At 63.7% G+C, this 17,768-nt stretch carries 16 protein-coding genes; 15 read left to right on the top strand and 1 reads right to left on the bottom strand.

Annotated elements, in window-relative coordinates:
• Positions 1–212 precede the first annotated feature (212 nt).
• Positions 213–2,903: an aconitate hydratase AcnA gene (gene acnA / locus FXN65_RS18715; protein ID WP_151135180.1), complete on the top strand. Its 2,691-nt coding sequence runs from the start codon at positions 213–215 to the stop codon at positions 2,901–2,903.
• 229 nt (positions 2,904–3,132) lie between these two features.
• Positions 3,133–4,698, top strand: coding sequence for a methyl-accepting chemotaxis protein (locus FXN65_RS18720; protein ID WP_151135182.1), 1,566 nt, complete (start codon positions 3,133–3,135; stop codon positions 4,696–4,698).
• A 33-nt stretch (positions 4,699–4,731) separates the two neighbouring features.
• On the opposite strand, the gene FXN65_RS18725 is transcribed toward FXN65_RS18720, so the two are convergent.
• Positions 4,732–5,367 carry an alpha/beta family hydrolase gene (locus FXN65_RS18725; protein WP_151135184.1) on the bottom strand — a complete coding sequence of 212 codons (636 nt, stop codon included), beginning with the start codon at positions 5,365–5,367 and terminating at the stop codon, positions 4,732–4,734.
• Positions 5,368–5,475: 108 nt separating this feature from the next.
• On the opposite strand from FXN65_RS18725, the gene ccoN (FXN65_RS18730) reads away from it, so the two are divergent.
• From ccoN (FXN65_RS18730) to FXN65_RS18790, 13 genes are all read left to right on the top strand, one after another.
• The gene (gene ccoN / locus FXN65_RS18730; protein ID WP_151135186.1) at positions 5,476–6,912 is read left to right on the top strand and encodes a cytochrome-c oxidase, cbb3-type subunit I; all 1,437 of its coding nucleotides are present in this window, start codon (positions 5,476–5,478) and stop codon (positions 6,910–6,912) included.
• Complete coding sequence (gene ccoO, locus FXN65_RS18735) at positions 6,912–7,523, top strand: cytochrome-c oxidase, cbb3-type subunit II (protein WP_151135188.1); 612 nt, start codon at positions 6,912–6,914, stop codon at positions 7,521–7,523. The genes ccoN (FXN65_RS18730) and ccoO (FXN65_RS18735) overlap by 1 nt, the downstream gene beginning before the upstream one ends.
• 4 nt (positions 7,524–7,527) lie before the next feature.
• Positions 7,528–7,695 carry a cbb3-type cytochrome oxidase subunit 3 gene (locus tag FXN65_RS18740; RefSeq protein WP_151135190.1) on the top strand — a complete coding sequence of 56 codons (168 nt, stop codon included), beginning with the start codon at positions 7,528–7,530 and terminating at the stop codon, positions 7,693–7,695.
• Entirely contained in the window at positions 7,692–8,627 is a 936-nt protein-coding gene (ccoP, locus tag FXN65_RS18745; RefSeq protein WP_151135191.1) for a cytochrome-c oxidase, cbb3-type subunit III, read from the top strand. Before FXN65_RS18740 ends, ccoP (FXN65_RS18745) begins: the two co-directional genes overlap by 4 nt.
• 435 nt (positions 8,628–9,062) lie before the next feature.
• Entirely contained in the window at positions 9,063–10,502 is a 1,440-nt protein-coding gene (gene ccoN, locus FXN65_RS18750) for a cytochrome-c oxidase, cbb3-type subunit I (protein ID WP_151135193.1), read from the top strand.
• A complete protein-coding gene (ccoO, locus tag FXN65_RS18755) occupies positions 10,502–11,113 on the top strand; it encodes a cytochrome-c oxidase, cbb3-type subunit II (RefSeq protein WP_151135195.1) in 612 nt (203 codons plus the stop codon). Before ccoN (FXN65_RS18750) ends, ccoO (FXN65_RS18755) begins: the two co-directional genes overlap by 1 nt.
• Before the next feature lie 6 nt (positions 11,114–11,119).
• A complete protein-coding gene (locus FXN65_RS18760) occupies positions 11,120–11,308 on the top strand; it encodes a cbb3-type cytochrome oxidase subunit 3 (protein ID WP_151135197.1) in 189 nt (62 codons plus the stop codon).
• A complete protein-coding gene (ccoP, locus tag FXN65_RS18765) occupies positions 11,305–12,279 on the top strand; it encodes a cytochrome-c oxidase, cbb3-type subunit III (protein ID WP_151135199.1) in 975 nt (324 codons plus the stop codon). Before FXN65_RS18760 ends, ccoP (FXN65_RS18765) begins: the two co-directional genes overlap by 4 nt.
• A 136-nt stretch (positions 12,280–12,415) precedes the next feature.
• A complete protein-coding gene (ccoG, locus tag FXN65_RS18770) occupies positions 12,416–13,831 on the top strand; it encodes a cytochrome c oxidase accessory protein CcoG (protein WP_151135201.1) in 1,416 nt (471 codons plus the stop codon).
• Positions 13,832–13,845: 14 nt separating this feature from the next.
• The gene (locus tag FXN65_RS18775; RefSeq protein ID WP_151135203.1) at positions 13,846–14,343 is read left to right on the top strand and encodes a FixH family protein; all 498 of its coding nucleotides are present in this window, start codon (positions 13,846–13,848) and stop codon (positions 14,341–14,343) included.
• A gap of 7 nt (positions 14,344–14,350) precedes the next feature.
• Positions 14,351–16,750: a heavy metal translocating P-type ATPase gene (locus FXN65_RS18780; protein ID WP_151135205.1), complete on the top strand. Its 2,400-nt coding sequence runs from the start codon at positions 14,351–14,353 to the stop codon at positions 16,748–16,750.
• A gap of 26 nt (positions 16,751–16,776) precedes the next feature.
• Complete coding sequence (gene ccoS / locus FXN65_RS18785; RefSeq protein ID WP_151135207.1) at positions 16,777–16,992, top strand: cbb3-type cytochrome oxidase assembly protein CcoS; 216 nt, start codon at positions 16,777–16,779, stop codon at positions 16,990–16,992.
• A complete protein-coding gene (locus FXN65_RS18790) occupies positions 16,985–17,704 on the top strand; it encodes a sulfite exporter TauE/SafE family protein (protein WP_178119361.1) in 720 nt (239 codons plus the stop codon). The genes ccoS and FXN65_RS18790 overlap by 8 nt, the downstream gene beginning before the upstream one ends.
• Positions 17,705–17,768 lie beyond the last annotated feature (64 nt).

A 17,768-nucleotide genomic window follows, 5' to 3' on the forward strand; every position in this document is an offset into this window, starting at 1 on the left:
GTGGGCTCCTCCTGGGCGCGCACTATAGTTGCGCGACGCCCGTTTTCACACAGCCAGGAAGGGAATTTCCTACAGCCGGACGCCTTGAAAAGGGGAACCCGGCGCCACCCTGCCGGTCGGTTGAAATGGCGAGACCTTCCATCCAGAGCTAGCTTTTCAGTTTCCGTACGAGCAGCCGGCCCATGCCGTGTGGGCCTCAAGGAGAAATCCCGATGCCTTCCCTGGATAGCCTGAACTGCCGACGCAGCCTCGAAGTCGCCGGCAAGACCTACCACTACTTCAGTCTGCCCGAAGCCGCCAAGCGGCTCGGCAACATCGACAAACTGCCCATGTCGATGAAAGTGCTGCTGGAAAACCTGCTGCGCTGGGAGGACGACGAAACCGTCAGCGCCGCCGACCTCAAGGCCTTGGCTGACTGGCTCGGCCCACGCGGGTCGGATCGCGAAATCCAGTACCGGCCCGCCCGTGTGCTGATGCAGGACTTCACCGGTGTGCCGGCAGTGGTCGACCTGGCCGCCATGCGCGCTGCCGTCGCGGCGGCCGGCGGCGACCCGCAACGGATCAACCCGCTGTCGCCGGTGGACCTGGTGATCGACCACTCGGTGATGGTGGATCGCTTCGCCTCCCAATCCGCCTTCGAACAGAACGTCGAAATCGAGATGCAACGCAATGGCGAGCGCTACGCCTTCCTGCGCTGGGGCCAGCGGGCGTTCGACAACTTCAGCGTGGTACCACCGGGCACCGGTATCTGTCACCAGGTCAACCTGGAGTACCTGGGGCGCACCGTCTGGACCCGTGAGGAAGACGGCCTGACCTACGCCTTCCCCGATACCCTGGTGGGCACCGACTCCCACACCACCATGATCAACGGCCTTGGCGTACTCGGCTGGGGCGTGGGCGGTATCGAAGCGGAGGCCGCCATGCTCGGCCAGCCGGTATCGATGCTGATTCCCGAGGTCATCGGCTTCAAGCTCACCGGGAAATTGCGCGAAGGCATTACCGCCACCGACCTGGTGCTGACCGTCACCCAGATGCTGCGCAAGAAAGGCGTGGTGGGGAAATTCGTCGAATTCTACGGTGACGGCCTGGCCGACCTGCCGCTGGCCGACCGCGCCACCATCGCCAACATGGCACCGGAATACGGCGCTACCTGCGGCTTCTTCCCGGTGGACGACATCACCCTGGGCTACCTGCGCCTTTCCGGCCGCCCCGACGAAACCGTGCAACTGGTGGAGGCCTATAGCAAGGCCCAGGGCCTGTGGCGCGAACCTGGCCATGAGCCGGTATTCACCGACACCCTATCCTTGGACCTCGGCAGCGTCGAAGCCAGCCTGGCCGGCCCCCGCCGCCCACAGGACCGCGTGCCGCTGCCCCAGGTGCCCAAGGCCTTCGACGACCTGCTGAGCCTGCAGCTCAAATCCGCTGGCGCGACCGGCGCCAGCAGTGCCGCTGTGAAGCTGGACGATGGCGAAAGTTTCTCTCTCGATGACGGAGCAGTGGTCATCGCCGCGATCACCTCCTGCACAAACACCTCGAACCCCAGCGTGATGATGGCCGCCGGCCTGCTGGCGAAGAAGGCGGTGGAGAAGGGCCTGACCCGCAAACCCTGGGTGAAGTCCTCCCTCGCTCCCGGCTCCAAGGTGGTGACCGAGTACTTCCGTGCGGCGGGTCTGACGCCCTATCTGGACCAGCTCGGCTTCAACCTGGTGGGCTACGGCTGCACCACCTGCATCGGTAATTCCGGCCCCCTGCTCGAGCCCATCGAGAAAGCCATCCAGCAAGCGGACCTGACGGTGGCCTCAGTGCTCTCCGGCAACCGCAACTTCGAAGGCCGGGTACACCCGCTGGTCAAGGCCAACTGGCTAGCGTCCCCGCCCCTGGTGGTGGCTTACGCCCTGGCCGGCAGCGTGCGCCTGGAGCTCGGTAGCCAGCCCCTGGGCCAGGGCAAGGATGGCCAGCCGGTCTATCTCAAGGACATCTGGCCGAGCCAGCAGGAAATCGCAGCGGCCATCCAGAAGGTGGACACCGCCATGTTCCGCAAGGAATACGCCGAAGTCTTCGCCGGCGACGAGAAATGGCGCGCGATCAAGGTCCCCGAATCCGACACCTACGAGTGGCAGGCGGACTCCACCTACATCCAGCATCCCCCCTTCTTCGCCGACATCACCGGCGCACCGCCCAAGGTCGAGGACGTGCGCCAGGCACGTATCCTGGCCCTGCTGGGCGATTCTGTGACCACCGACCACATCTCCCCTGCCGGCAACATCAAGGCCGACAGCCCGGCCGGGCGCTACCTGCGCGAACACGGCGTGGCCCCGGCGGACTTCAACTCCTATGGCTCGCGGCGGGGCAACCATCAAGTGATGATGCGCGGCACCTTCGCCAACATCCGCATCCGCAACGAAATGCTCGGCGGCGAGGAAGGCGGCAATACGCTGCATGTGCCCAGCGGCGAGAAGCTGGCCATCTACGATGCCGCCATGCGCTACCAGGCCGAGGGCACCCCGCTGGTAGTGATCGCGGGCAAGGAATACGGCACGGGCTCGTCCCGCGACTGGGCGGCCAAGGGCACCAACCTGCTGGGGGTCAAGGCGGTGATCGCCGAAAGTTTCGAGCGCATCCACCGCTCCAATCTGGTCGGCATGGGCGTACTGCCGCTGCAGTTCAAGGACGGCCAGGACCGCAAGAGCCTCAACCTGAGCGGACGGGAAACCCTGGGCATCCTCGGCCTGGATGATGCCAGCCTGCGTCCGCAGATGGCCCTGAGCCTGGAAATCACCCGAGAGGATGGCTCGAAAGACAAGGCCGAGCTGCTGTGCCGAATCGACACCCTGAACGAGGTCGAGTACTTCAAGGCCGGCGGCATCCTCCACTACGTACTGCGGCAGCTGCTGGCTGGCTGAAACGCGCCAGGCACACGTCGTGCCTGCAATGTCCCGAAACGCCTTGAAGCTTCGGGCCTTGCAGGCCGTCGCCCCCCTCGCGCACGGGACCGGGGCGGTAATCGAACCACTCCACTGCAGACCATCGATCAGACAAGGCTGAAATCCGAGTACACTGGCGCCCCAAAAAAAGGCTTAACCTTGGCGCCTGGATGCCGATAGATGCTGTAAGCCTTGCGGATGGATACCAATGAGAAACAACCAACCTGTCACCCAGCGGGAGCGTAGCTTCCCCGCCGAGCAACGCCTGATTTCTACCACGGACAGCAAAGGCGTCATCACCTACACCAACGAAGCCTTCATCGACATCAGCGGCTACAGCCGCGACGAGCTGGTTCGTTCGCCACACAATCTGGTCCGCCACCCCGACGTGCCACCCGCGGTGTTCGCCCACATGTGGTCGACCCTGAAGAAGGGACGTCCGTGGATGGGCGTAGTGAAGAACCGCTGCAAGAACGGCGACCACTACTGGGTGAATGCCTACGTCACGCCCATCTTCGAAGGCAGCCAGGTCACCGGCTACGAGTCGGTGCGCGTCAAGCCGACCGCCGAGCAGATCCGCCGCGCCGAGGCCCTCTACCAGCGCATCAATGCCGGCAAGGCCGCCATCCCCAGCCGCGACAAGTGGCTGCCGGTGTTGCAGGACTGGCTGCCGTTCATTCTCATCAGCCAGATCGGTTTCCTCATCGGCGCCTGGCTGAACTCCCACTGGGGCTTCCTCCTTGCCGCCCTGCTTTCCGTGCCGCTCGGACTGATCGGCCTGGCTTGGCAGAACCGCGGCATCAAGCGCCTGCTGCGACTGGCCGAGCAGACCACCTCCGACCCGCTGATCGCACAGATGTACACCGACAGCCGTGGTGTGCAGGCGCGTCTGGAAATGGCCATGCTCAGCCAGGAAGCGCGATTGAAGACCTGCCTGACCCGCCTCCAGGACACCGCTGAGCACCTTACCCAGCAGGCACGCCAGGCCGATGTGCTGGCCCATAACAGCTCCGACGGCCTGGAGCGCCAGCGCGTGGAAACCGAGCAGGTGGCCGCCGCGGTTAACCAGATGGCTGCCACCACCCAGGAAGTGGCCAACAATGTGCAGCGCACCGCCGATGCCACCCAGGAAGCCAACCGCCTGACCAGCCAGGGCCGCAACATCGCCGCCGAAACCCGCGAAGCCATCCAGCGCCTTTCGCAGTCCGTGGGTGAGACCGGCGAAACCGTCACGCGTCTGGCCCAGGACAGCAACGAGATTGGTGGCGTGGTGGACGTCATCAAAGGCATCGCCGACCAGACCAATCTGCTGGCGCTCAATGCCGCCATCGAGGCCGCCCGTGCCGGTGAAATGGGTCGCGGCTTCGCCGTGGTCGCCGACGAGGTGCGCCAGCTCGCCCAGCGCACGGCCGAATCCACCGGGCAGATCCATCAGTTGATCGCCCAACTGCAAAAGACCGCCGAGGAAGCCGTGCACACCATGGAGCATGGTCGTCGCCAGGCGGACGAAGGCGTCGAGCGCGTACGCCAGGCCGACCAGGCGCTGGTGGGCATCAGCGAGGCGGTCGCGAACATCGCCGACATGGCCGACCAGATCGCCGCTGCCACCGAAGAGCAGAGCGCGGTCGCCGAGCAGATAAACCAGAGCATCAGCAGCATCGCCCACCTGGCTGACCAGACGTCCGGCGAGGCCCAGCGCACGGCGCTGCTCAGCGAAGAGCTCACCCACACCGCCCAGGGGCAATACTCCCTGGTGGACAGGTTCAACCGCTGAGGACACGGAGAGGGCGCCAAAAGGCGCCCTCTTTCATTTCGGGGTACCGCCCGGAGCGGCCAGGAACGCCTCCACCGATCCTGCGGCGGCTTCCAGGTGCTGTTCGTGACTGAAGCCCGAGGCCTTTAGCGGCTTCAGGTCGTGATCCCCCGCCACCAGCCATTGCACGCGAATGGCATCCGACAGGCTGTAGCCCGCCACAGTGAGGCGGTCCCCCATGGGATCGCGCTCGCCCTGGACGATCAGGGTCGGTGTCTTCAGGTCCGCCAGGTGAGCGACCCGGGGTTTGTCCGCCTTGCCCACGGCGTGGAACGGGTATCCCAGGCAGACCAGCGCATCAGCGCCCAGCTCATCGGCCAGCAGGCTGGCCATGCGCCCGCCCATGGACTTGCCGCCGATGGCCAAAGGCCCTGTGACCTGCTGTCGCACCAGGGCATGCACCTCCCGCCAGCAGCCCAGCAACTGGGCCTGGGGATTCGGTGGACGGCGACGCCCATCCCCCCGCAGGGCGGCCATGTAAGGGAATTCGAAGCGAACCACCGCAATGCCACGCGCGGCAAGCCTTTGCGCGATGTCGTGCATGAACGGGCTATCCATCGGCGCACCCGCGCCATGGGCGAGGATGAGGGTGTACGAAACCGGGCCTACAGGCCTGTTCCACAGGAGCATTCAGACTTCTCCATCGATAGTAGGCGGTTGATCCAGATCAATAGCCGCCAAATGGGCTTTCACCATGCTTGCCGCGCAATCCAAAAACCGTGGACGGAAGCCCATAACATGAGCACAGCAAGCAGTACCGCCTATAACTACAAGGTGGTCCGCCAGTTCGCCATCATGACGGTGGTGTGGGGAATCGTCGGGATGGGGCTCGGCGTTCTCATTGCCGCACAACTGGCCTGGCCGGAACTCAACTTCAACCTTCCCTGGACGAGCTTCGGCCGACTTCGCCCGCTGCACACTAACGCGGTGATCTTCGCCTTCGGCGGATGCGCACTGTTCGCCACCAGTTACTACGCAGTGCAGCGCACCTGCCAGACCCGCCTGATTTCCGACAAGCTCGCAGCCTTCACCTTCTGGGGCTGGCAACTGGTCATCGTGCTGGCTGCCATCAGCCTTCCGATGGGCTGGACCAGCTCGAAAGAATACGCCGAGCTGGAGTGGCCGATCGACATCCTGATCACCATTGTCTGGGTCAGCTACGCCATCGTCTTCTTCGGGACAGTGGTCAAGCGCAAGACCAAGCACATCTACGTGGGCAACTGGTTCTTCGGCGGTTTCATCCTGACCGTGGCGATCCTGCACCTGGTGAACAACCTGGAGATCCCGGTCACCCTGACCAAGTCCTACTCCCTCTATTCCGGTGCCACCGATGCCATGATCCAGTGGTGGTACGGCCACAACGCCGTGGGCTTCTTCCTCACCGCGGGCTTCCTGGGAATGATGTACTACTTCGTTCCGAAGCAGGCCGAGCGCCCGGTGTACTCCTATCGCCTGTCCATCGTGCACTTCTGGGCACTGATCGCGGTGTACATCTGGGCCGGCCCGCACCACCTGCACTACACCGCCCTGCCCGACTGGGCCCAGTCCCTCGGCATGGTGATGTCCCTGGTGCTGCTGGCTCCGAGCTGGGGCGGCATGATCAACGGCATGATGACCCTCTCCGGAGCCTGGCACAAGTTGCGTTCCGACCCCATCCTGCGCTTCCTGGTGGTGTCCCTGGCCTTCTACGGCATGTCCACCTTCGAAGGCCCGATGATGGCCATCAAGACCGTCAACGCCCTCTCCCACTACACCGACTGGACCATCGGCCACGTACACGCCGGCGCCCTCGGCTGGGTCGCCATGGTGTCCATCGGCTCCCTGTACCACCTGATCCCGAAGGTGTTCGGGCGCGAGCAGATGCACAGCGTCGGCCTGATCAACGCCCACTTCTGGCTGGCCACCATCGGCACGGTGCTGTACATCGCCTCCATGTGGGTCAACGGCATCACCCAGGGCCTGATGTGGCGCGCAGTCAACGAAGACGGCACCCTCACCTACTCCTTCGTGGAAGCCCTGGAAGCCAGCCATCCCGGCTTCGTGGTGCGCGTCATCGGCGGCGCCATCTTCTTCAGCGGCATGCTGCTGATGGCCTGGAACACCTGGCGCACCGCCAAGGCTTCCAAGCCTGCTGAATACGACGCCGCCGCGCAGATCCCGCAAGGAGCCCACTGATGAAACAGCACGAGAAACTCGAGAAGAACGTCGGTCTCCTGGCGTTGTTCATGATCCTTGCCGTCAGCATCGGTGGCCTGGTGCAGATCGTGCCGCTGTTCTTCCAGGACGTGACTAACACTCCGGTCGAAGGCATGAAGCCCTATACCGCCCTGCAACTGGAAGGTCGCGACATCTATATCCGCGAAGGCTGCGTCGGCTGCCACTCGCAGATGATTCGTCCGTTCCGTGCCGAAACCGAGCGTTACGGCCACTACTCCGTCGCCGGCGAAAGCGTCTGGGACCACCCCTTCCTGTGGGGCTCCAAGCGTACCGGCCCGGACCTGGCCCGCGTTGGCGGCCGCTACTCCGACGACTGGCACCGTGCGCACCTGTACAACCCGCGCAACGTAGTACCCGAGTCGAAGATGCCCGCCTACCCCTGGCTGGTGGAAAACACCCTGGACGGCAAGGACACCGCCGCAAAGATCCGCGCCATGCAGACCCTCGGCGTGCCCTACACCGACGAAGACATCGCCGGCGCCCAAGCAGCAGTGAAAGGCAAGACCGAGATGGATGCCGTGGTCGCCTACCTGCAGGTGCTGGGCACCAGTCTGAAGAACAAGAGGTAGGGCCATGGACATCGGAACCCTGCGTGGCCTCGGCACCCTGCTGGTGCTGATCGCCACCCTCGGAGTGATCTGCTGGGCCTACAGCGGCAAGCGCAAGGCGGACTTCGACGAAGCGGCAAATCTGCCCTTCGCCGATGACGACCGGAACAAATCTAGGAGCAACCGCGCATGACCACATTCTGGAGCTGGTACATATCCCTGCTCACCATCTTCACCCTGCTGGCACTAACCTGGCTGATCTTCGCCACCCGCAGTGGCGAGTCGAAAGGCACTACCGACCAGACCATGGGCCACGCCTTCGACGGCATCGAGGAATATGACAACCCGCTGCCCAAATGGTGGTTCTGGCTGTTCATCGGCACCCTGATCTTCGCTGCGGGTTATCTGGTGCTCTATCCTGGCCTCGGCAATTGGAAAGGCCTCTTCCCCGGCTATGCCGACGGCTGGACCCAAGAATCCCAGTGGCAGCGCGAAGTCAGCAAGGCAGAGCAACAATACGGCCCGATCTTCGCCCGCTACTCTGCCATGTCCATCGAAGAGGTGGCCAAGGATCCGCAGGCCATGAAAATGGGTGGCCGCCTGTTCGCCACTTACTGCTCCATCTGCCATGGCTCGGACGCCAAAGGTGCCTTGGGCTTCCCCAACCTCACCGACAGCAACTGGCGCTGGGGCGGAGAGCCGGAAACTATCAAGACCACCATCCTTCACGGCCGGATGGCCGCCATGCCTGCCTGGGGTGAAGTACTGGGTGATGAAGGTGTGAAGAACGTCGCCGCCTACGTGCGCCAGGATCTGGCCGGCCTGAAGCTGCCGGAAGACGCCAAGGCGGATGTGGAAGCTGGCAAGTCGCTGTTCGCCACTACCTGCGTTGCCTGCCACGGTACCGAAGGCAAGGGCACGGCCATCATGGGTGCACCGGACCTGACCCATCCAGCAGGTTGGATCTACGGCTCCAGCCTTGCCCAGCTGCAACAGACCATCCGCCACGGCCGCAACGGCCAAATGCCAGCCCAGCAGGAATACCTGGGTCAGGACAAGGTCCATGTCCTGGCTGCGTACATCTACAACCTCTCCCGCAAGGATCAGGAGCTGGCCATCAAATAACCACAAAGTCGGAGCGGCGCAGGGAAGCGCAGCTCCAACCTGGCAGCCAGGCTCTCGAGCCGAACTGCAAGCCGCGCAAAATGGCACCCTGAGCCGGGTGCCTAGGACACAGGGAAGTGTCCACCCCTCCTCTTATATAGTGCGACTCAGTGTCGCACCTCTCCGACCAGTTGCACCCTCCTCGCTTTGACATGGGCTAAGCTGCTTTCCAGTCGCCACTTGTCACAACTCCAAGGCGATCCTTCCAGTCACGCGACACATCAGGCTTCGACGGCACACCGAAGAGAGCCGCCAGCACAGCCGCAAATCCTTGTCCAGTGGGCCTCCCAGCCTGGATTGTGTCGGCTTGTGTCGTTGCATTGGCTACCCTCTTTCTCCATACTTGCCGCCGATTTTTTGTCCCCAAAAAACTCCATTAACCGTGGAACCCCTAGCATGAGCACAGCAATCAGTCAGACTGCTTATAACTATAAGGTGGTCCGCCAGTTCGCCATTATGACGGTGATCTGGGGGGTCATAGGGATGGGTCTAGGCGTGTTCATCGCCGCACAACTCGTGTGGCCGGAACTCAACCTGAACCTGCCTTGGACCTCGTTCGGCCGCCTGCGCCCCCTGCATACCAACGCGGTGATCTTCGCCTTCGGCGGATGCGCACTGTTCGCCACCTCCTACTACGTGGTGCAGCGCACCTGCCAGGCTCGCCTGGTATCCGACAGTCTGGCCGCCTTCACCTTCTGGGGTTGGCAAGCCGTAATCGTGCTGGCAGTCATCACCCTGCCGCTGGGTTACACCTCCTCCAAGGAATACGCTGAGCTCGAGTGGCCGATCGACATCCTCCTGGGTATCGTCTGGATCACCTACGCTGTCGTCTTCTTCGGCACCATCATGAAGCGCAAGACCAAGCACATCTATGTGGGCAACTGGTTCTTTGGCGCCTTCATCCTGGTAACCGCCATGCTGCACATCGTCAACAGCATGGAAATGCCGGTTTACGCCTTCAAGTCGTACTCCATGTACGCCGGCGCAACCGACGCCATGATCCAGTGGTGGTACGGCCACAATGCCGTGGGCTTCTTCCTGACCACCGGTTTCCTGGGGATGATGTACTACTTCGTTCCGAAGCAGGCCGAGCGTCCGATCTACTCCTATCGCCTGTCCATCGTGCACTTCTGGGCGCTGATCACCCTTTACATCTGGGCCGGTCCGCACCACCTGCACTACACCGCCCTGCCCGACTGGGCCCAGTCCCTCGGCATGGCCATGTCCCTGATTCTGCTGGCTCCGAGCTGGGGTGGCATGATCAACGGCATGATGAGCCTGTCCGGCGCCTGGCATAAGCTGCGTTCCGACCCCATCCTGCGCTTCCTGGTGGTGTCACTGGCCTTCTACGGCATGTCCACCTTCGAAGGCCCGATGATGGCCATCAAGACCGTCAACGCGCTGTCCCACTACACCGACTGGACCATCGGCCACGTACACGCCGGCGCTCTCGGCTGGGTAGCGATGATCTCCATCGGTTCCCTGTACCACCTGATTCCGAAGGTGTTCGCTCGCGAGCAGATGCACAGTGTCGGCCTGATCAACGCACACTTCTGGCTGGCCACCATCGGTACCGTGCTGTACATCGCCTCCATGTGGGTCAACGGCATCACCCAGGGCCTGATGTGGCGCGCAGTCAACGAAGACGGCACCCTCACCTACTCCTTCGTGGAAGCCCTGGAAGCCAGCCACCCGGGCTACCTGGTGCGCATGATCGGCGGCGCCTTCTTCGTGACCGGCATGCTGCTGATGGCCTACAACACCTACCGCACCGTACGTGCTGCCAAGCCGGCTGAATACGACGCCGCTGCGCAGATCCCGCAAGGAGCTCACTAATGAAGCAACACGAATTAGTCGAGAAGAACATCGGCCTGCTGGCCCTGTTCATGGTGATCGCCGTGAGCATCGGTGGCCTGGTGCAGATCGTGCCGCTGTTCTTCCAGGACGTGACTAACACTCCGGTCGAAGGCATGAAGCCGCGCACCGCGCTGGAACTCGAAGGCCGTGACATCTACATCCGCGAAGGCTGCGTCGGCTGCCACTCGCAGATGGTCCGTCCGTTCCGTGCCGAAACCGAGCGTTACGGCCACTACTCCGTCGCCGGCGAAAGCGTCTGGGACCACCCCTTCCTGTGGGGCTCCAAGCGTACCGGCCCGGACCTGGCCCGCGTTGGCGGCCGCTACTCCGACGACTGGCACCGTGCGCACCTGTACAACCCGCGCAACGTAGTGCCGGAGTCGAAGATGCCGGCTTATCCGTGGCTGGTTGAGAACAAGCTCGACGGCAAGCACACCGGCGACAAGATGGAAGCTCTGCGCAAGCTGGGCGTGCCCTACACCGACGAAGACATCGCCGGCGCCAAGGCAGCAGTCAAAGGCAAGACCGAGATGGATGCCGTCGTGGCATACCTGCAAGGTCTGGGCACCGCTATCAAGAACAAACGGTAACGCAAGATGGACATCGGGACTCTCCGCGGCATAGGCACCTTCATCGTTTTCGTCGCTTTCATCGGCGTCGTGCTCTGGGCCTATAGCAGCAAGCGCAAAAGCAGCTTCGACGAAGCGGCCAACCTGCCCTTCGCGGATGAGCCGCCCAAATCCTCCGAGCGCGACGAGCAAGCTTCTAGGAGTAACAAAGAATGACTTCGTTCTGGAGTTGGTACGTAACCCTGCTCACCAGCGCTACGCTGGTGGCGCTGACCTGGCTGATCTTCGCCACCCGCAAGGGCCAGCGTCAGGAAAGCACCGAAGAAACCGTCGGCCATGCTTTCGACGGCATCGAGGAATATGACAATCCGCTGCCCAAGTGGTGGTTCATGCTGTTCGTCGGCACCCTGATCTTCGCCGTCGGTTACCTGGTCATGTACCCGGGCATGGGCAACTGGAAGGGCATTTTCCCCGGCTACGGCGAAGTGACCGAAGGCAAGCCGTTCGCTAACGGCCAGAGCGGCTGGACCGGCGTGCACCAGTGGGAAAAGGAGATGGACAAGGCCGATAAGGAATACGGTCCGATCTTCGCCAAGTACGCTGCCATGCCGATCGAAGAAGTGGCCCAGGACCCGAAAGCCCTGAAAATGGGCGGCCGCATGTTCGCGTCCTACTGCTCCGTGTGCCACGGCTCCGACGCCAAGGGCGCCTACGGTTTCCCGAACCTGACCGACCACGACTGGCGCTGGGGTGGCGAAGCCGCCACCATCAAGACCACCATCCTGGGTGGCCGTCACGGCGTGATGCCGGCCTGGGGCGAAGTCATCGGCGACCAGGGCGTACGCGACGTTGCCGCCTTCCTGCGCGTGACCCTGCACGGTCGCGAGCTGCCGAAGGACGTGAAGGCCGATCCGGAAGCTGGCAAGGCCATCTTCGCTGCCAACTGCGTGGCTTGCCACGGTGCGGAGGCCAAGGGCACCCCGGCCATGGGCGCACCGAACCTGACCCACCCGAACTCCTTCATCTACGGCAGCAGCTACGCCCAGCTGCAACAGACCATCCGCTACGGTCGCCAAGGCACCATGCCTGCCCAGGAGCAAGTCCTCGGCAACGACAAGGTGCACCTGCTGGCTGCCTATGTTTACAGCCTGTCGCAGAAACCTGCTGCAGAAGCTGAAGCCAAGTAATACCCTCGCCTGCCATGCGCGACGCACTGTCGCACATGGCAGGCCGCTATCAGGCGTACCATATATAGCGGACTAGAGAGACTCGGACCGGCGATGCACTGGTCAGAGCACCTGAAACCGCCGTGGTATGAGAACGATGAGCGAACAGATTCCCGTCAAGAACGTCACCCCTTCCCCTGCCAAGGGCGGTGAATCCACCGACCTGTACGCCAGCCGCGAAAAGATCTACACCCGAGCCTTCACCGGAATCTTCCGCAACCTGCGGATGACCGGCGGCGCCTTCCTCTTCCTGCTCTATTTCGGCACCGTCTGGCTCAACTGGAATGATCGCCAGGCTGTCTGGTGGAACCTCCCCGAGCGCAAGTTCTACATCTTCGGCGCCACCTTCTGGCCGCAGGATTTCGTCCTCCTCTCCTGGCTGCTGATCATCTGCGCCTTCGGCCTGTTCTTCATTACCGTATTCGCTGGACGTGTCTGGTGCGGCTACACCTGCCCGCAGAGCGTTTGGACGTGGATCTTCATGTGGTGCGAAAAGGTCACCGAGGGTGACCGCAACCAGCGCATGAAACTCGACAAAGCCCCCATGAGCGGCCAAAAACTCCTGCGCAAGTCCGCCAAGCACAGCCTCTGGCTGCTGATCGGCTTCGCTACCGGCATGACCTTCGTCGGCTACTTCACCCCCATCCGCGAACTGGTCATCGAATTCTTCACCGGCAACGCCAGTGGCTGGGCCTACTTCTGGGTCGGGTTCTTCACCCTGGCGACCTACGGCAACGCCGGCTGGCTGCGCGAGCAGGTGTGCATCTACATGTGCCCCTACGCCCGCTTCCAGAGCGTGATGTTCGACAAGGACACCCTGATCGTCTCCTACGACCCGCGCCGCGGCGAATCCCGTGGTCCGCGCAAGAAAGGCATCGACTACAAGGCCCAGGGCCTCGGCGACTGCATCGACTGCACCATGTGCGTCCAGGTCTGCCCCACCGGCATCGACATCCGTGACGGCCTGCAGATCGAATGCATCGGTTGCGCCGCCTGCATCGACGCCTGCGACAGCATCATGGAGAAGATGAACTACCCGAAAGGCCTGATCAGCTACACCACCGAGCACAACCTCAACGGTCAGACGACTCACCTGATGCGCCCGCGCCTGATCGGTTACGCTATCGCCCTCGTCGCCATGATCGGCCTCTTCGCTTATGCCGTGGCCATCCGTTCCCTGGTGGAACTGGACGTGATCAAGGACCGCGTGCTGTTCCGTGAAAACGAGCAGGGCCGGATCGAGAACGTCTACACCCTGAAGATCATGAACAAGTCCCAGGCGGACCAGACCTTCGTCATCGACGCCGAAGGCCTCGACGGCCTGGTCTACGAAGGCAAGCGCGAAGTACGCGCCGACGCTGGCGAAGTGCTCTCGGTACCGGTGGAACTGTCTATCGAGCCCGACCAGCTTCCGTCCAGCACCAACAAGATCCTCTTCCGCGTCCACAGCGCGGATGACCCGAGTATCAAGACCGACGCCGACAGCCGCTTCATCGGCCCCAGCGTCCGCTAGCAAACGGAAGACCCATGCAGTCCGAAACCCCCAGCCGCTGGTACAAGCAACCCTGGCCCTGGTTCATCCTCGGCATCCTCGGCACCTCCGTGGTGCTGGGCACCACCATGCTGGTGATTGCCAGCAGGAACCCGCCAAGCCTGGTGGCAGACAACTATTACGAAGTCGGCAAGGGCATCAACACCTCGCTTGAGCGCGAGAATCTCGCTAAGCAGCTCGGCATGCAGGCCAGCTTGCAGGTGAATGAAGCAAATGGCGAAGTAGACTTGGAACTGGTGGGTGAAAGCCGCCCGCAGCAACTGGTGCTGAGCCTGCTCTCCCCCACCCAGCCGGAGAAGGACCGTCGCGTCGTCCTCCAGCCCCAGGCCGACGGTCGTTACCGTGGCCACCTGCAGGATCCGGTCAGCGGCCGTCGGTTCGTCGAGCTGATCGGCCAGGAACAGGGCCAGGACTGGCGCCTGTTCGAGGAAGAAACCCTGAATCAGGGCAGTGTCATCCGTCTCGGCGAATAAGCGCCCGATGACCGCACCGCTTTCCTGCTACCACTGTGGCCTGCCGGTTCCCGCCGGCAGTCGCTTCGAGGCCCGCGTGCTGGGTGAGACGCGGGCCATGTGCTGTCCGGGGTGCCAGGCGGTGGCCGAAGCCATCGTCGACGGCGGCCTGGAGAACTACTACCGCCACCGCAGCGACACAGCCCCCAACCCCGATGTCCTGCCCCGCGAACTGCCCGACGAACTGGCGCTTTACGACCGCGCCGAAGTCCAGCAGCCCTTTGTCCAGCATCGGGGCGAACTGAGCGAAACCTGCTTGCTGATCGAAGGCATCAGCTGCGCCGCCTGCGGCTGGCTGATCGAGAAACACCTGAAGACCCTGCCGAGTGTTGCCGAAGCCAGCCTCAACCTATCCAACCATCGCCTGCAAGTGCGCTGGTCCGACAGCCAGATTCCGTTGAGCCAGTTGCTCAAGGAGCTGCGCAAGATCGGTTACGCCGGCCACCCCTACAAGGCAGATGAAGCCGCCGAGCGCCTGGCCAACGAGAACCGCCGCGCCATGCGCCAGCTCGGCGTCGCCGGCCTGCTCTGGATGCAGGTCATGATGGCCGCCATGGCCACCTGGCCGGAGTTCAACATCGACCTGTCTCCCGAGCTGGATACCATCCTGCGCTGGGTCAGCCTGTTCCTAACTACGCCCATCGTCTTCTACTGCTGCGGGCAGTTCTTCCGGGGTGCCCTGCGCGACCTGCGCACCCGCCACCTGACCATGGACGTTTCCGTCTCCCTGGCCATCGGTGGTGCCTACGTCGCCGGAATCTGGTCCACGGTCACTGGCATAGGTGAACTGTACTTCGATGCCGTGGGCATGTTCGCCCTGTTCCTCCTGGCGGGCCGCTACCTGGAGCGTCGCGCCCGCGAACGCACCGCCGCCGCCACTGCGCAACTGGTCAATCTGTTGCCGGCGTCCTGCCTCCGCCTGGACACCAAAGGGCATAGCGAACGCATACTGCTCAGTGAGTTGAAAGTCGGCGATCACGTACTGGTACCACCAGGCTCGTTGCTGCCGGCAGACGGGACGATCCTTTCCGGCCAGTCCAGCATCGACGAGTCGCTGCTCACCGGTGAGTACCTGCCCCACGCCCGCGGCGAAGGCGATGCCGTCACCGCCGGCACCCTCAACGTCGAAGGCCCGCTGACCATTGAAGTTAAGGCCCTTGGCGACGATACCCGCCTTTCCGCCATCGTCCGCCTGCTGGAGCGTGCACAGGCCGACAAGCCGCGTCTGGCCGAAATGGCAGACAAAGTGGCCCAATGGTTCCTGCTGATCGTGCTCGGCGCAGCCGCCATCGTCGGCATCGTCTGGTGGCAGATCGACTCGGACCGCGCCTTCTGGGTCGTGCTTTCCCTCCTGGTCGCAACCTGTCCCTGTGCCCTGGCCCTGGCAACACCTACAGCCCTCACTACTGCAACTGGCAGCCTGCACAAACTCGGCCTGCTACTCACCCGCGGCCATGTGCTGGAGGGGCTGAACCAGATCGATACGGTCATCTTCGACAAGACCGGCACCCTCACCGAAGGCCGCCTGACATTGAGCGCTATCCACCCGTTGCGGACCCTGGACCGCGACACCTGCCTGGCGCTGGCGGCTGCTCTCGAGAATCGCTCCGAGCACCCCATCGCCCGCGCCTTCGGCCGCGCCCCGCAAGCTGCCGATCAGGTGGAAAACGTGCCAGGTCGTGGGCTGGAAGGCCGGGTAGGCGAGCGTCTGCTGCGCATTGGCCAGCCGGGATTCGTTGCCGATCTGAGTGGCCAGCCGGCGCCGGCCATTCCCGGCGACCAGGGCCAATGGCTGCTGCTCGGCGATGACCAGGGACCGCTGGCCTGGTTCGTCCTCGATGACCGCCTGCGTGAAGACGCCCCAGCCCTGCTCGACGCCTGCCGCGAGCGGGGCTGGAAGCTTCTGCTGCTCTCCGGCGACAGCTCCCCGATGGTCGCCAGCATCGCCCGCCAGCTTGGCATCGACGACGCCCGCGGCGGCCTCACCCCGGACGCCAAGCTGGTGGTGCTCCGCCAGCTCCACCAGGAGGGCCAGAAGGTCCTGATGCTGGGGGACGGGGTCAACGACGTGCCAGTCCTGGCCGGCGCCGACATCAGTGTCGCCATGGGCAGCGCCACCGATCTGGCCAAGACCAGCGCCGACGCTGTTCTGTTGTCCAATCGACTGGACAGCCTGGTGCAGGCGTTCTCCCTGGCCCGCCGGACCCGGCGCATCATCATCGAGAATCTGGCCTGGGCGACCCTGTACAATGGTCTGGTGCTGCCATTCGCCGCCCTGGGTTGGATCACTCCGCTCTGGGCTGCCTTCGGCATGTCGGTCAGCTCGCTGCTGGTGGTGGTCAACGCCCTGCGCCTGGCCCGCACCTGACCCACGCTTATCAATCGGAGCCCCTGATGCCAGCGCTTTACGTACTGATCCCGGTCGCCATCGGCCTGGTCGGTTTCGCCATCTGGCTGTTCTTCTGGGCCGTGGACAGCGGCCAGTACGACGACCTGGACGGCCCGGCCCACAGCATCCTCTTCGATGACGAAGACCCCAAGCACCAGGCCGGCATTGCCGAAGCCGAGGGCAGAGACAAGGTGGACGAGCAGGACAAGCCCCGTGGCTGAACTCGCTCCCCTGCTGCTCTCCGCGCTCATCCTCGGCCTGCTTGGCGGCGGCCACTGCCTGGGCATGTGTGGCGGCCTGATGGGCGCCCTCACCCTGGCCATCCCCCCTGAACAGCGGGCCCGCCGCCTGCGCCTGCTGCTGGCCTACAACCTCGGCCGCATCCTCAGCTATGCCATCGCTGGCCTGCTCATCGGCCTCGCCGGCTGGGCCATCGCCAGCAGTCCGGCCGCCATGGCCCTGCGGGTAGTGGCTGCCCTGCTGCTGATCTGCATGGGCCTCTACCTGGCTGGCTGGTGGAGCGGCCTGACCCGCATCGAAGCCCTTGGCCGTGGCCTCTGGCGCCACCTCCAGCCCGTGGCGCGCAAGCTGCTGCCGGTGTCCACCCTGCCCCGTGCGTTACTGCTGGGCGGACTCTGGGGCTGGCTGCCTTGCGGCCTGGTCTACAGCACCCTGCTCTGGTCCGCCAGCCAGGGGTCGGCGACAGACAGCGCCCTGCTGATGCTCGCATTCGGTATCGGCACACTGCCGGTTCTGATCGCCACCGGCCTGGCAGCCGAACGCCTGACCGCCCTGCTGCGCAAACGCGGCGTGCGAGTCACCGGCGGCCTGCTGGTAATCCTCTTTGGCCTCTGGACCCTGCCCGGCCCGCACCAGGCCTGGTTGATGGGACACGGCAGCTCCGCCAGCAGCGAGCACCAGCACAGCCATTGAATGGTCTTGATACAAATCAAGATCACCCTGACGGGGGCCCCCTAGACTCCACGGCACTGACAGC

The sequence above is a fragment of the Pseudomonas lalkuanensis genome (genome assembly GCF_008807375.1).
GTDB classification, from domain to species: Bacteria; Pseudomonadota; Gammaproteobacteria; order Pseudomonadales; family Pseudomonadaceae; genus Metapseudomonas; species Metapseudomonas lalkuanensis.